The sequence below is a fragment of the Streptomyces sp. NBC_00989 genome, from assembly GCF_045162655.1.
In the GTDB taxonomy this organism is placed as follows: Bacteria; Actinomycetota; Actinomycetes; order Streptomycetales; family Streptomycetaceae; genus Streptomyces.
Genome location: NZ_CP108728.1, coordinates 5,852,150 through 5,866,979 on the forward strand (window position 1 = coordinate 5,852,150; position 14,830 = coordinate 5,866,979).

12 protein-coding genes and 1 tRNA gene are annotated in these 14,830 nt (G+C 69.0%); 2 read left to right on the top strand and 11 right to left on the bottom strand.

Translation table 11 applies throughout. The features are described 5' to 3' along the window. Nucleotides 1-160: 160 nt before the first annotated feature. Nucleotides 161-1,639, top strand: a complete 1,479-nt coding sequence (locus OG714_RS25825) for a protein kinase domain-containing protein (protein WP_406124437.1) — start codon at nt 161-163, stop codon at nt 1,637-1,639. A gap of 20 nt (nt 1,640-1,659) precedes the next feature. Here OG714_RS25825 and OG714_RS25830 read toward each other — a convergent pair whose 3' ends face one another. Together OG714_RS25830 and OG714_RS25835 are read right to left on the bottom strand one after the other, a co-directional pair. Next, nucleotides 1,660-3,036 carry a hypothetical protein gene (locus OG714_RS25830; protein WP_406124438.1) on the bottom strand — a complete coding sequence of 459 codons (1,377 nt, stop codon included), beginning with the start codon at nt 3,034-3,036 and terminating at the stop codon, nt 1,660-1,662. A 152-nt stretch (nt 3,037-3,188) separates the two neighbouring features. Further along, a complete protein-coding gene (locus tag OG714_RS25835) occupies nt 3,189-3,317 on the bottom strand; it encodes a DLW-39 family protein (protein ID WP_003999697.1) in 129 nt (42 codons plus the stop codon). Between the two features lie 338 nt (nt 3,318-3,655). Here OG714_RS25835 and OG714_RS25840 point away from each other — a divergent pair, with 338 nt between their 5' ends. Beyond that, complete coding sequence (locus tag OG714_RS25840; RefSeq protein WP_406124440.1) at nt 3,656-4,003, top strand: DUF6344 domain-containing protein; 348 nt, start codon at nt 3,656-3,658, stop codon at nt 4,001-4,003. A gap of 232 nt (nt 4,004-4,235) precedes the next feature. On the opposite strand, the gene OG714_RS25845 is transcribed toward OG714_RS25840, so the two are convergent. The 9 genes from OG714_RS25845 to dnaN all read right to left on the bottom strand — a co-directional run bounded on the left by OG714_RS25845 (nt 4,236) and on the right by dnaN (nt 14,752). Then, on the bottom strand, nt 4,236-4,649 hold the full coding sequence (locus tag OG714_RS25845) for a hypothetical protein (protein WP_406124442.1): 414 nt from the start codon (nt 4,647-4,649) through the stop codon (nt 4,236-4,238). A 117-nt stretch (nt 4,650-4,766) separates the two neighbouring features. After that, nucleotides 4,767-4,843, bottom strand: a tRNA-Ile gene (locus tag OG714_RS25850). A 148-nt stretch (nt 4,844-4,991) separates the two neighbouring features. Beyond that, nucleotides 4,992-5,813 carry a DUF3566 domain-containing protein gene (locus tag OG714_RS25855; protein WP_406124444.1) on the bottom strand — a complete coding sequence of 274 codons (822 nt, stop codon included), beginning with the start codon at nt 5,811-5,813 and terminating at the stop codon, nt 4,992-4,994. 18 nt (nt 5,814-5,831) lie between these two features. Next, nucleotides 5,832-8,423, bottom strand: coding sequence for a DNA gyrase subunit A (gene gyrA / locus OG714_RS25860; RefSeq protein ID WP_406124446.1), 2,592 nt, complete (start codon nt 8,421-8,423; stop codon nt 5,832-5,834). A gap of 42 nt (nt 8,424-8,465) precedes the next feature. Beyond that, nucleotides 8,466-10,526: a DNA topoisomerase (ATP-hydrolyzing) subunit B gene (gyrB, locus tag OG714_RS25865; RefSeq protein WP_406124448.1), complete on the bottom strand. Its 2,061-nt coding sequence runs from the start codon at nt 10,524-10,526 to the stop codon at nt 8,466-8,468. Nucleotides 10,527-10,878: 352 nt separating this feature from the next. Then, nucleotides 10,879-11,427: a DUF721 domain-containing protein gene (locus OG714_RS25870; protein ID WP_019055159.1), complete on the bottom strand. Its 549-nt coding sequence runs from the start codon at nt 11,425-11,427 to the stop codon at nt 10,879-10,881. Further along, on the bottom strand, nt 11,424-12,545 hold the full coding sequence (recF, locus tag OG714_RS25875; protein WP_033285729.1) for a DNA replication/repair protein RecF: 1,122 nt from the start codon (nt 12,543-12,545) through the stop codon (nt 11,424-11,426). The genes OG714_RS25870 and recF overlap by 4 nt, the downstream gene beginning before the upstream one ends. A 61-nt stretch (nt 12,546-12,606) precedes the next feature. Beyond that, complete coding sequence (gene gnd / locus OG714_RS25880) at nt 12,607-13,482, bottom strand: phosphogluconate dehydrogenase (NAD(+)-dependent, decarboxylating) (protein WP_406124451.1); 876 nt, start codon at nt 13,480-13,482, stop codon at nt 12,607-12,609. A 139-nt stretch (nt 13,483-13,621) separates the two neighbouring features. Further along, the gene (gene dnaN / locus OG714_RS25885; protein ID WP_019073352.1) at nt 13,622-14,752 is read right to left on the bottom strand and encodes a DNA polymerase III subunit beta; all 1,131 of its coding nucleotides are present in this window, start codon (nt 14,750-14,752) and stop codon (nt 13,622-13,624) included. Between the last annotated feature and the right edge of the window lie 78 nt (nt 14,753-14,830).

The following is a 14,830-nucleotide window of genomic DNA, read 5'->3' on the forward strand; positions in this document are numbered from 1 at the left end:
GGCCGGCGAGGGGCACGAGGGGGTCGTGTCACTCACCGGCAGCACGTGCGGAACAGCCACGGGCAAGTGCCGCAAGAGGGAGTGCCACAAGGGGGAGTCGTATCGCTCGTCTCGGGGGAAGCAACGGGGGTAGCCGAAGGGGGAGGAGCAACGCACAGCCATGGGTGAGGTCTTCGCCGGCCGGTACGAACTGGTCGACCCGATCGGGCGCGGCGGTGTCGGCGCGGTCTGGCGCGCCTGGGACCACCGGCGTCGCCGCTATGTGGCCGCCAAGGTCCTGCAACAGAGCGACGCGCACTCGCTGCTGCGCTTCGTCCGGGAACAGGCGCTGCGGATCGACCACCCCCATGTGCTCGCACCGGCCAGCTGGGCCGCCGACGACGACAAGGTCCTGTTCACCATGGACCTGGTGGCCGGCGGTTCGCTCGTCCATCTCATCGGGGACTACGGCCCCCTGCCCCCCGCGTTCGTCTGCACGCTGCTCGACCAGCTCCTCTCCGGTCTCGCCGCGGTGCACGCGGAAGGTGTCGTGCACCGTGACATCAAGCCCGCCAACCTGCTCCTCGAAGCCACCGGCACGGCCCGTCCCCGCCTGCGCCTGTCCGACTTCGGCATCGCGATGCGGCTGGGCGAGGCACGCCTGACGGAGACCAACCTCGTGGTGGGGACGCCGGGTTACCTCGCGCCCGAGCAGATGATGGGCGCCGAACCGGACTTCCCCGCCGACCTGTTCGCCGTAGGACTGGTGGCCCTGTATCTGCTGGAGGGGGCCAAGCCGGATGCCAAGGCGCTTGTGCAGTACTTCGCGGAGCATGGGACCCCGGGGGCGCCCAAGGGCATTCCCGAGCCGCTGTGGCAGGTCGTGGCGATGCTGCTGCAGCCCGATCCGCAGGCCCGCTTCCGGACGGCCACGGGGGCGCGCAAGGCGCTCGCGGCGGCCGCGGAGCTGTTGCCCGAGCCCGGCCCCGACGACGAGTTGATCGAGATCTTCGACCAGATCGGGCCGCTTCCTTCGGAGTTCGCGCCCGCGGGTCCGCTGAAGCGGGCATCCGGGGTGGACACGGGGTCGACGACGACTCCCTCGTCGGCCGGGTCGCCCGAACCCGAGAACGACCTGGGCGCCGGTGTCAGCGGTGTCGGGAGCGTCAACGGCGAGGCTCCCGACTCGGCCTGGCCCGGCACGGACTCCGTACCCGTGGATCCGCGACAGGGCATCGTCTCCCAACCGACCCCAACTCCGGCTCCGCCGACTTCCCCTCCGCCGTCCCCGTCCCCGATGTCGGACACCGGCAGCTTCCATCTGCCGCCCCCGCAGGCCCCGTACGGACAACAGACGGACCAGGCACAGGCGGACCAGGCCCACCAGGGCGGCCGGTACCAACCGCCCATGCACCCCTCGTACGCCTCCCCCCACGACCTCACGCATGTCCTGTCCTCCCCCCAGCCGCGTGCTGATCCCTCTACTGCTTCATACACCGCTCAGGTCCCGCAGGTTCCACCGTCGGCGCCACCGGTTCCGCAGCACCGCGGCAGGCGGGCACGGCGCCGTCCCGGGCCGCCCGCGAAGGTGGTCGTCCCGGTCCTGCTGCTCGCGCTGGCCTGTTATGCGGTGGGGTTCTGGGCGCTTGCCCACGTCTGAGGAACGGGGGCCGACGGGGGCTACGGCGTGGCCGTCGAAGCCCGGCGCCTGGCCGACACCGTCCACACGCCGAGCGTCGCCAGCAGCACGGTGCCCGCGCCGATCCCGGCGACCGCGAGCACCTTCATCGCGGCGTCGCCGCCTCCCCCGACGCTCCCCGGCCCCGTCACGGCCGCCGCGCGGTCCTGTGCGGTGACGTCGAAGACGTTCCGGGGCTCGGGCCGGTCCACGTACCCGGGACCGGCGTGCTCCGTACCGGCGACGCGCACGCGCAACGTCACCGGGAACGGCCCCTGGCCGAAGTCGTCGGCCAGTTCCGCGTCGAGGTGCACGACGAGGTAGTACGACCCGGCGAAGCGCATCCCGTTCTCGTGGTCGACGACGGAGTAGCGGTTGCGGTACTCGACGGGCGGCAGGGGCTCCAGCGCCACCGACCTCTCGCCGCCCCGGTAACCGAGGCCCGCCTCGTCGACGGAGGCGCGCACGGGGTTGTAGAGCGCCAGGTCCAGCGCGCGGTTCACATAGCCGCTGCCGCCGTCCGTAGCGCCCAACTCGGCGGTGACGGACAGCTGTTGGCCCCAGTCGACCGGCACCTTGTAGAAGAGGGTCCGGCCGGGCCCGATGTCGTCCCGCCACGCGCCCTGTCCGACGGCGACCGCCCCGGCGAAGCCGGAACCGCCCGCGCGGTGCCGGGCCTCCCCCGTGACGGCCTCGGGCGACGCGGAGTTCCACTCCTGAGGTGCCTCGGTCGCGCCGACCTGTGCCAGCGAGGGTTCGGAGACCGCGGTGAGTTCCAGGCCCCAGGTGTCCGACGAGGAGTCCGACGCGTCGACCCGCTCGACGAGCACGTAGTACCTGCCGCCGCCCTTGCACAGGGCCTTGCCCGCCTCCCGCACGGCCCACGCAGCCACGGGGTGAGGACTCCGGCCGGCCCCGAAGGTGGCGCTCCGGTGCGTGCAGCCGGTGCCCTTGGAGTTCCGCATCGACACCTTGATGCCGTCGGTGGCGGCGACGGTGGTGCCCGCCGGGGGCACGGCGGTCACGGACACGTAGACGTTCGACGTGTCATCGAGATCAAGGCCGTAGTAGACACTGGCCCCCTTCGAGAGGGAACTCCGGTACGTCCCACCGGGTTTCAGGTCTACGGCGTCGGCGGTGCCGGTCGCTCCGTCGACGGCCCGGTCGCTCTGGTCGTAGCCATAGGAGCCGGCTGACCCGGCAGCCGTGGCGGGCCGGCCCGTGAGGGCGACCGTCGCGCACAGCACGGCGGTGAGGACCAGGACACGTCGTACGGCCCCAGCGACGGGCGTACGGCCGCCCTCTGCCCGCGTCCGCCACCACGCCGTACGCCGCCCCATCACGCGCCACCCCTCGTCGTTGCTCCGGACGTGGCCCATCCTGCCCCGCACGCGCGCGTGGCATCCGGGCAATCCGAGCGAGCGTCCGAAACTCCCGGGTCGTGGCGGCCGTACCGGCACAGGGGTGGGAGCGCAACACAAAGCCCCGACCGCCAGGCGGCCGGGGCTTGCTCAGAACTGGATCTCGGTACTCAGGAACCCGTGGGCACGGAGTCGGTCGCCTCCGTCCACAGGTCCTGCTCGGCGCGATCCGCCTGGATCTGGCGGTACACGAGGAGACCGCCGATGGCAGCCAGTGCGACCAGGAGAAGCTTCTTCACCGCGCGACCTCGTCTTTCTTTGACGTAGGGGGACCTCTGTCGCCCGACTATACACACCGACCGAGACCGATCGGTGACCTGCGTCCGAGGCCAACTCCCGCCCGGGACAACCCAGTAGGAGCGGACGCGACCGCTCCGATCGGAGGGTGATCACACCTCCACGGACGGTTACTTCGCCCTCCTTTCGCGCATCTTCAGCCGTTTTCTGGCCTCTTGCACCCATCCGAGTGGTGTTCATCAGAACATCGACGCGCCATGGGCGTCGGTCCACCACTTCGCGACCCCCATACACATCATGAGGAAAGTACGCAAATCGCCCAACCTGAAAGTGAGGGGCCATGGCCCAGATCAAGGTCATGAAGTTGTGGAACGCCTTCGTCACCGGCTTCCTGGCACTGTGCACGGCGCTCGGACTCATCACGGTCACCGCGACGGCCGCCGCCGCGACTCCGCGGACCGAGACGGCCAACACCAGCGCGGTCGCCCAGACGACGACACCGGCGCTCTCCCCCTGGACCTTCACCAGGTCCCTGCCCCCCACGATGAAGCAACGCATCCGCGCCGAGGCCCACGGCAAGTCCCCCAGCTGCCGCCACCGCCCGCCGACGGACACGGACGAGACCACGGAGACGGCCGACGCGACCGAGCCGGACCACGCCGAGCCGGCGGCACCGCTCCAGCGCTGACCTCAGTCCCTCCAGCACCACCCCGGGCCCCTTCAGCACCGACCTGCGCGCCGACACCCCGGCCCACGAGTCTGCCTGGCCTCACCTGACTTGCTCGATCTGCCCGACCTGCCCGACCGTCCGCCCTCTCTGACTCAGCGGCGAACTTGCGTACAAAGCTCCAGAGACAACACAAAGGACCCCGAAAACCCCTGGCCCATCACGGTCGGGGGTCTTCTGGCGTGCCCACGGCTCATCCTTCCCCGGCCCCACCGAACGGCCCGTCCGTGCGGACCAGAATCCCGGGGCAGTCCGGATCGACCACCCCTGTGTAGTGATTGGTCCAGAAGTCCCGCCGGGTGCGCGGCAGGGGCACTTCCACAAGCCGGCCGTCGTGGATCATCCACAGACCAAAGCAGTCGTCCTCCTCATCGTGGATCAGTACCTGAACGGTGTGCGGCGACGGCCAGGGCAGCGACTCGAGGTGTCCCAGCAGTCCGGCCCATCGGCTCCGTCGCACGAACTCGATGGCCCAACCGCCGAACATGCCGTGGCCGATGTCGACGAACACACCCGTCCACGGGCGCCTTTCGTCCCGCTCGGTCAGCGGTTTCATGACGTCTTCTGCGTCCCTGGCCAACACGACGACCTCGGCGAATCTGCTCATGGGCGAGTATCACCGGCCGCTGCGGGGGCACAGCAATCGAGTTTCGCCCCGAGCCTGAACCGTCCTCCCCGTGGACGCCAAAAACCCCCAACCGCAACCGGTTGGGGGTCTTCGTGCTGGTGGGGCTAACAGGATTTGAACCTGTGGCCTCATCCTTATCAGGGATGCGCTCTAACCAACTGAGCTATAGCCCCGCCGCGCTTTGCGGAGTGTGTCCCGCGCGCTGACTCCTGAAGATTAGCGCACGACATGGGCAGTCCCAAAATCGATAGTCACAGGACCGTCGGGAGGGGTTTCAACGCGCGTTCACCCGACTTCTCGCCCGTCCTGTCGTCCGCCTGCCTACTCGTCCTCGGCGAGCGTCAGCTCGATGCCGCCGACGAAGCCGGCGGAGAGGTTGTAGATGAACGCGCCGAGCGTCGCGAGGGCCGTGGCCAGGACGACGTCGATGACCGCGATGATCCCCGAGAACGTCAGGACGTGCGGGAGGGAGAGGAAGGACTGCAGGTCGAAGCCGTTCGACTCGTTCGAGCCGGTCGCCTCCGAGATCGTGCCGCCGACCGTCGAGAAGACCCCCATCGCGTCCATGACCATCCACAGCACCGCGGACGCCACGACCGTGCAGATGCCCAGCGCGATGGAGAGCAGGAAGCTGACCTTCATCACCGACCACGGGTCGGCCTTGGCCACCCGCAGCCGCGCCTTACGGGTGCGCGGCGCGGTACGCGCGCCCGTGCGAGGACGCCGTACGGCACCGCTCTGGGCGGCGGCGGGCGCCTGCGTGGGGTAGGCCTGCGGCGGGTGGTACGGCCCCGCGGCCTGCTGCGGCTGACGCTCCCCCGGCAGGGGCGAACCCGGCAGCGGGGACCCCGCGGGCGGCGTGGCCGGCGGGGCGGGCTGGGCCGGCGCCTGGCCCTGGGCCGGAGCCTTGGCACCGGGCGCGGCCGGGCCCGCACCGGCCGACTGCTGCTGGGTCTGCGGACCTCGGGTGTCCGTCACAGTTCCCCCCTGGGATCCATGCGTGTCGGACGCGTGCGCGTCCGCCTTCTTCACGTCGATCGCCCGCAGTTGGGTCGTGTGCGGATCTGTCGCGTTCGCGGCGGAGCCACGGCCGCCGCCGTCCGTGTCCGTACCGGTCGATCCGGCGCCCGTGGCTCCGCTCACGATGACTCTCTCCTCGTGCTACTCGTCCGAGGGTGCGTCACCCTCGTCCGTGCCGGTGGTCGCGACACCCTCGGTGGTCTCGTCGACGGCTTCGTCGCCGACGACTTCCTCCGCCTCGGATCCCGCCTCGGCGTTACGAGCGATACCGACGACGGCATCGCGCTTGCCCAGGTTGATCAGTTGGACGCCCATGGTGTCACGGCCCGTCTCCCTGACCTCGTTGACTCGCGTACGAATCACACCGCCGGACAGCGTGATGGCGAGGATCTCGTCGGTCTCCTCGACCACCAGCGCGCCGACGAGAGAACCGCGGTCCTCGACGATCTTGGCGGCCTTGATACCCAGGCCGCCGCGACCCTGGACGCGGTACTCGTCGACGGCGGTCCGCTTCGCGTACCCGCCGTCTGTGGCAGTGAACACGAACGTACCGGGTCGAACAACATTCATCGAGAGAAGCTGGTCGCTCTCGCGGAAACTCATGCCCTTGACACCGGAGGTCGCACGCCCCATGGGGCGTAGTGCGTCGTCCGTGGCCGTGAACCTGATCGACTGTGCCTTCTTGCTGATCAGCAGCAGATCGTCCTCGGACGAGACGAGTTCGGCGCCGATCAGTTCGTCGTCGGAACCGTCCTCCGTCTCACGGAGGTTGATCGCGATGACACCGCCGGAGCGGGGCGAATCGTAATCCTTCAGAGGCGTCTTCTTCACCAAGCCTCCCTTGGTCGCGAGGACCAGGTAGGGAGCCGCTTCGTAGTCGCGGATCGCGAGGATCTCGGCGATCGCCTCGTCCGGCTGGAAGGCGAGCAGGTTCGCGACGTGCTGCCCGCGCGCGTCCCGGCCGGCGTCGGGGAGTTCGTACGCCTTCGCGCGGTAGACGCGGCCCTTGTTGGTGAAGAACAGCAGCCAGTGGTGGGTCGTCGACACGAAGAAGTGGTCGACGATGTCGTCTTCCTTGAGCTTCGTGCCGCGAACGCCCTTGCCGCCGCGCTTCTGCGAGCGGTAGTCGTCCGCCTTGGTGCGCTTGACGTAGCCGCCGCGCGAGATGGTGACGACGATGTCCTCTTCGGCGATGAGGTCCTCGATGGACATGTCGCCGTCGAAGGGCACCAGCATCGTCTTGCGGTCGTCGCCGAACTTCTCGACGATCGCGGCGAGTTCCTCGCTGACGATGCCGCGTTGGCGGACCGGGGAGGCGAGGATCGCGTTGTACTCGGTGATCTTCGCCTGGAGTTCGTCGTGCTCCTGGATGATCTTCTGGCGCTCCAGGGCGGCCAGTCGGCGGAGCTGCATCTCCAGGATGGCGTTCGCCTGGATCTCGTCGATCTCCAGGAGGGCCATCAGGCCCGTGCGCGCGATGTCGACGGTGTCGCTGCGCCGGATCAGCGCGATGACCTCGTCGATGGCGTCCAGGGCCTTCAGGAGGCCACGCAGGATGTGCGCCCGCTCCTCGGCCTTGCGCAGCCGGAACTTCGTCCGGCGGACGATGACCTCGATCTGGTGCGCCACCCAGTGCCGGATGAACGCGTCCAGGGAGAGGGTCCTCGGCACACCGTCGACCAGGGCCAGCATGTTGGCGCTGAAGTTGGACTGCAGATCCGTGTGCTTGTAGAGGTTGTTCAGTACGACCTTGGCGACCGCGTCCCTCTTCAGGACGATGACGAGGCGCTGGCCGGTACGGGACGACGTCTCGTCACGGACGTCCGCGATGCCGCCGACCTTGCCGTCCTTCACCAGGTCGGCGATCTTCTGCGCGAGGTTGTCGGGGTTGGTCTGGTAGGGGAGTTCGGTGACCACCAGGCACTGGCGGTTCTGGATCTCCTCGACCTCGACGACCGCGCGCATGGTGATCGAGCCACGCCCGGTGCGGTACGCCTCCTCGATGCCCTTGCGGCCGACGACGAGCGCGCCGGTCGGGAAGTCGGGGCCCTTGATGCGCTCGATCAGCGCGTCGAGCAGCTCCTCGTGCGAGGCCTCGGGGTTCTCCAGGCACCACTGGGCGCCCGCCGCGACCTCACGGAGGTTGTGCGGCGGGATGTTGGTGGCCATGCCGACCGCGATGCCTGCCGAGCCGTTGATCAGCAGGTTCGGGAAGCGGGCCGGCAGGACGGTCGGCTCCTGGGAGCGGCCGTCGTAGTTGTCCGTGAAGTCGACGGTCTCCTCGTCGATGTCACGGACCATCTCCATGGACAGCGGCGCCAGCTTGCACTCGGTGTAGCGCATGGCGGCGGCGGGGTCGTTGCCCGGAGAGCCGAAGTTGCCGTTCGAGTCCACCAGCGGCATCCGCATCGACCACGGCTGCGCGAGGCGGACCAGCGCGTCGTAGATCGAGGAGTCGCCGTGCGGGTGGTAGTTGCCCATGACGTCGCCGACGACACGGGCGCACTTGTAGAAGCCCTTCTCGGGCCGGTAGCCGCCGTCGTACATGGCGTACAGGACGCGGCGGTGGACGGGCTTGAGGCCGTCACGGACGTCGGGCAGGGCTCGCGACACGATGACGGACATCGCGTAGTCGAGGTACGAGCGCTGCATCTCCGTCTCGAGCCCGACGGGCTCGACGCGCTGGGTGATGACGCCCTCTTCAGGCGTACTGGGAGTGTTCTCGTCGGCCATTGCTGGTGAAGATCCTTCCTGATGCGGTCAGCTGAGACCGACTCAGATGTCGAGGAAGCGGACGTCCTTGGCGTTGCGCTGGATGAACTGGCGGCGCGCCTCGACGTCCTCGCCCATGAGGACCGAGAACAGGTCGTCGGCCTGCGCGGCGTCGTCCAGGGTGACCTGGCCGAGGACGCGGTGCTCCTGGTCCATCGTGGTGATGCGCAGCTCCTCGGCGTTCATCTCGCCGAGACCCTTGAAGCGCTGGATCGAGTCTTCCCTGATGCGCTTGCCGCTCTGTCGGCCCAGCTCGATCAGGGCGTCGCGCTCACGGTCCGAGTACGCGTACTCGAAGTCGTCACGGCCCCACTTGATCTTGTACAGCGGGGGACGCGACAGGAACACGTGCCCGGCCTCGACCAGCGGCCGCATGAAGCGGAACAGGAAGGTCAGCAGCAGCGTGCTGATGTGCTGACCGTCGACGTCGGCGTCCGCCATCAGGATGATCTTGTGATAGCGCAGCCTGGCGATGTCGAAGTCCTCGTGGACTCCGGTGCCGAAGGCGGAGATCAGTGCCTGGATCTCCTGGTTCTGCAGGATCTTGTCGATCCTGGCCTTCTCGACGTTGAGGATCTTTCCCCGGATCGGGAGGATCGCCTGGTACTGCGGGTTCCGGCCGGACTTGGCCGAGCCGCCGGCGGAGTCACCCTCGACGATGAAGATCTCGCACTTGGTGGGGTCGTTCGACTGGCAGTCGGACAGCTTGCCCGGCAGGGACGCCGTCTCCAGGAGGCCCTTGCGACGGGTGAGGTCGCGGGCCTTGCGGGCCGCCACGCGCGCGGTGGCCGCCTGGATGCCCTTGCGGATGATGTCCGAGGCTTCGTTCGGGTTGCGGTCCAGCCAGTCGTTGAGGTGCTCGTAGACCGCCTTCTGTACGAAGGTCTTCGCTTCGGTGTTGCCGAGCTTGGTCTTGGTCTGGCCCTCGAACTGCGGCTCGGCCAGCTTCACCGAGATGATCGCGGTCAGACCCTCGCGGATGTCGTCGCCCGTGAGGTTGTCGTCCTTCTCGCGGAGCAGCTTCTTGTCGCGCGCGTACTTGTTGATCAGTGACGTCAGCGCGGCCCGGAAGCCCTCTTCGTGCGTGCCGCCCTCGTGCGTGTGGATGATGTTGGCGAAGGAGTACACACCCTCGCTGTAACCGCTGTTCCACTGCATCGCGACCTCGAGGGACAGGCTCTTGTCCTTGTCCTCCGCCTCCAGGTCGATGACGGTCGGGTGCACCACGTCCCCCTTGCGGGAGTTGAGGTACGTCACGTAGTCGACGATGCCGCCCTCGTAGTGGTACGTGACGGTCTTGACGTCGTCCTTCTCGTCCGCACCCGCCTCGTCGGCACCGGCCGTGGCCTTCGCCAGCTCGCGCTCGTCAGTGAGTTTGATGGTCAAACCCTTGTTGAGGAACGCCATCTCCTGGAAGCGCCGCGACAGCGTCTCGAAGGAGTACTCGGTGGTCTCGAAGATGTCCGGGTCGGCCCAGAAGGTGACCGAGGTGCCGGTCTCGTCCGTGGCCTCGTGCTGCGCGAGCGGGGCGGTCGGAACGCCCAGCTTGTAGTCCTGCGTCCAGCGGTATCCGTCCGTCCTGACCTCGACGGCGACCTTGCTGGACAGCGCGTTCACCACGGACACGCCCACGCCGTGCAGACCGCCGGAGACCGCGTAACCGCCGCCCCCGAACTTGCCGCCCGCGTGCAGCACCGTCAGCACGACCTCGATGGCCGGCTTGCCCTCGGACGGGACGATGCCCACCGGGATGCCTCGGCCGTTGTCGATGACGCGCACGCCACCGTCGTGAAGGATCGTGACGTCGATCGTGTCCGCGTGGCCGGCCAGCGCCTCGTCGACGGAGTTGTCGACCACTTCCTGCACGAGGTGGTGCAGGCCGCGCTCGCCGGTCGAGCCGATGTACATACCGGGTCGCTTGCGGACCGCGTCCAGACCCTCGAGCACGGTGATCGCGCTGGCGTCGTACGAGGCGGTGACCTCGCCGTTCGAGGTGTGAGACCCGCCGTTGGCGCCGGCGTCGGTGGACGGGATGTTCTCGTTGGGGTTGCCGGAATCGGCCACGAAGCGCCCTTTCTGGCACAGCACAAGCCAGGCTCAGGCTGGTGGCCGGAGCGGCTGCGGCGTGTTGCGTTGGTAAGCCTTAGTCAGCGTTGCTCGGTGTCTGTCCCACAAGTGGGGCGGGATTGGTTCCAGTCTACCGGTAGCGCCGACATGGATGGGGGTTTGCCGGTACCTGAGTCCTCATGTGCCGCCCTCAACCGGTCTCTCCCGACTCCCCATATACGGAACGGGGCTCAAAGAGGCTCACGGAGGCACTCAGCGCTTCCGGGTGTCAACCCTTTGCTACTCCGGGGTCAGGTCGGTATTCGCAACCGCGTCCGTTCACCCGCCGGAGCCCGCGCTGTGATGTCAGTCACCCATAGGTGTCGCCGGGACCCGTGCTGCCGGGAGCGCGCAGGGGACCGTAGCGGCGGGGCGGCCCACCGGGGCCGTTCACCTTGAGGAGCTTCACCGTGCCGTGCCCCAGGTCCTCGTTCAGCCGGGCCACCAGCTGCGGGGCGAGCAGGCGCAGGTTCGTCGCCCAGGCCGTCGAATCGCAGCGCACGATCAGGACCCGCTCGTCCTCGTCGTACTTCTCCGGAACGCAGTGATTGGCCAGGTCCTCGCCGACGATCTGCGGCCAGCGGCCCATCACCCCGCCCACCGCGGCCGGCGTCTCCCAGCCGCGCTCGTTCAGCAGCCGGTTGATCGCAGCACCGAGTGCCATCGGGTCGCGGCCGTCGGCGCGCGCGCCGGAGCGCAGACCACCGCGCCGCGCCTGCTTCTTCTGCTGCGCCGCGTCCCCACGCGCGCGTGCCTGTTCCTTCGCGGCGCGCAACGCCACGCGCGCGAGGTCGACGCCGGAGGGCTCGGCGGCCTTCTTGGGCGCGGGTTCCCCGGCCGGGGGCTGATCCGTCGTCATACGCGCTCCACCGCCCCCTCCGCCACGCTGTACCGCGTCCCCGCCAGGACGTGCGGCACGTCGTCGTCGACCGCCGCGGTCACCAGCACCTGCTCACCGGGCGCCACCAGCTCGGCCAGCCGCTCCCGACGCCGCGTGTCCAGCTCCGCGAACACGTCGTCGAGCACAAGCACGGGCTCGTTGCCCTCCCCTCGGAGCAGGTCGTACGACGCGAGCCGCAACGCCAGCGCATACGACCAGGACTCGCCGTGCGAGGCATACCCCTTGGCGGGCAACTGACCGAGTTTGAGAACCAGATCGTCCCGATGCGGTCCTACGAGGGTGACGCCCCGCTCGATCTCCTGCTTGCGCGCCTCCGCGATCGCCGCCATCAACTGCTCGTAGAGGTCCTCACGCGTGTGTGCCTCGCCGGGCGCCGACGGCTTGTACTCCAGGGCCACCGGGCCGCCACCGGGCGCCAGTTGCTCGTACGCCTTGTCCGCGAGGGGCTGCACCGCGGCGATCAGATCCAGCCGCTGGGCGAGCAACTCGGCCCCCACGCGCGCGAGGTGCTGATCCCACACGTCGAGCGTGGAGAGGTCCATCGACCGCCCGCCGTGCCGCCGCGCCAACGCGGCCGACTTCAGCAGGGTGTTGCGCTGCTTGAGCACCCGCTCGTAGTCGGAACGGACACCGGCCATGCGCGGAGAGCGCGCGGTGATCAGCTCGTCCAGAAACCGCCGCCGCTCCCCGGGATCACCCTTCACCAGAGCGAGATCCTCGGGCGCGAACAGCACGGTCCGTACGATGCCCAGCACGTCACGGGGTCTGACCTGCGAGGACCGGTTGATGCGGGCGCGGTTGGCGCGGCCGGGGTTCAGCTCCAGCTCGACCAGCTGCTGCCGCTCACCCTGCCTGACCTGCGCCCGGATGATCGCGCGTTCGGCGCCCATGCGGACGAGGGGAGCGTCGGAGGAGACGCGGTGACTGCCCAGGGTGGCGAGATAGCCGATGGCCTCGACGAGGTTCGTCTTGCCCTGCCCGTTGGGCCCCACGAACGCGGTGACGCCGGGGTCGAGCGGGACGTCGACCCCGGCATACGAGCGGAAGTCGGCCAGCGACAGATGCGTGACGTGCATGGTCGTTCGCCGACCTCCCCCAGGTTGTGGATCCACGGGCCGCGGCCTGTGGATCTGTGGATTACTTCGTCTCGACCGCGTGGCCGCCGAACTGGTTGCGCAGCGCCGCGATCATCTTCATCTGCGGCGAGTCGTCCTGGCGCGACGCGAACCGCGCGAAGAGGGAGGCCGTGATCGCGGGCAGCGGCACGGCGTTGTCGATGGCGGCCTCGACGGTCCAGCGGCCCTCGCCGGAGTCCTCGGCGTAGCCCTTGAGCTTGTCGAGGTGCTCGTCGTCGTCCAGGGCGTTGACGGCGAGGTCGAGCAGCCAGGAGCGGATGACGGTGCCCTCCTGCCAGGAGCGGAAGACCTCGCGGACGTCCGTCACCGAGTCGACCTTCTCCAGCAGCTCCCAGCCCTCGGCATAGGCCTGCATCATGGCGTACTCGATGCCGTTGTGGACCATCTTCGAGAAGTGGCCCGCGCCGACCTTTCCGGCGTGCACGAAGCCGAACTCGCCCTCGGGCTTGAGCGCGTCGAAGACGGGCTGGACCTTGGCGATGTTCTCGGGGTCGCCGCCGACCATCAGGGCGTAGCCGTTCTGAAGGCCCCAGACGCCGCCTGAGACGCCCGCGTCGACGAAGCCGATGCCCTTGGCACCCAGCTCCTCCGCGTGCTTCTCGTCGTCCGTCCAGCGGGAGTTGCCGCCGTCCACGACGACGTCGCCGGGCTCCAGGAGCTCCGCCAGCTCGTCGACGGTGGCCTGGGTCGGGGCGCCGGCCGGGACCATCACCCACACCACGCGCGGGCCCTTGAGCTTGCCCACAAGTTCTTCCAGGCTGTGGACATCGGCGAGGTCCGGGTTGCGGTCGTATCCGATGACGGTGTGGCCTGCGCGGCGGATGCGCTCGCGCATGTTGCCGCCCATCTTGCCGAGGCCGACGAGACCGAGCTCCATCAGTTGTTCCTTAGGGTGCGACGTGGCATGAAGGCACTTGCGTACCTGTGTCCGAGCCTAAACCCGGACGGTCATGCACACCTGTGGGCATACGCGCTCAGACGTATGCCCCGACCTGCGGTGGTCTCGTCGACGCCGATCAGCCGCTGAGGCGGACCGGCATGATCAGGTACTTGTAGGCCTCGTCCGCCTCGGCGTCCAGGGCCGGCTTGCCGCTGAGCAGCGCCGGCTTCGTGGAGGTCGTGAACGACAACTGGGCGACCGGGGAGTCGATCGCGCTCAGTCCGTCCAGCAGGAACGTCGGGTTGAAGGCGATCGACACGTCGTCGCCCTCAAGGTTCGCGTCGACCCGCTCCACAGCCTGTGCGTCGTCGCTCGAACCGGCCTCCAGGATCAGCACGCCCTGCTCGAAGCTCAGCCGCACCGGGGTGTTGCGCTCGGCGACCAGGGCCACGCGCTTGACGGCCTCCACGAAGGGGGCGGTCTCGATCACGGCGATGGAGTTGAACTCCGTCGGGAACAGCGAGCGGTACTTCGGGAGGTCGCCCTCCAGGAGGCGGGTCGTCGTACGGCGACCGGCGCCCTCGAAGCCGATGAGCCCCTCGCCCGCGCCGGAGCCGGACAGCGCCAGGATCACGCTGTCGCCGCTCGTGAGGGCCTTGGCGGTGTCCAGGAGCGTCTTGGCGGGCACCAGGGCGACCGCGGACGCCTCCGGGTTCTCCGGCTTCCACAGGAACTCGCGGACCGCGAAGCGGTAGCGGTCGGTGGACGCCAGCGTCACCGTGTCGCCCTCGATCTCGATGCGCACACCGGTGAGGACGGGCAGCGTGTCGTCACGGCCGGCCGCGATGGCCACCTGGGCGGCCGCCGAGGCGAACACCTCACCGGGGACGGTGCCGGTCGCGCCCGGCATCTGCGGCAGCGCCGGGTACTCCTCCACAGGGAGTGTGTGCAGGGTGAAGCGCGAGGAGCCGCAGACCACCGTCGCCCGTACACCGTCTGTGGAAATCTCGACCGGCCGGTTCGGCAGGGCGCGGCAGATGTCGGCGAGCAGTCGGCCGGAGACGAGGACCGTGCCCTCTTCCTCGACCTCCGCGTCGACCGACACGCGCGCGGAGACCTCGTAGTCGAAGCTGGACAGGCTCAGCTGCCCCTCCTCGGACTTCAGCAGGAGGCCGGCGAGGACCGGCGCCGGCGGACGGGCCGGGAGGCTGCGTGCCGCCCAGGCCACTGCCTCCGCGAGTACGTCGCGTTCCACCCGGATCTTCACTGTTGCCGCCTCCTGCTGTTGCCGGCGCTTCTCGGCCTGCGTGGCTTCGTCGTCTGTCTCGGTGTCGTCGGTCCCTGT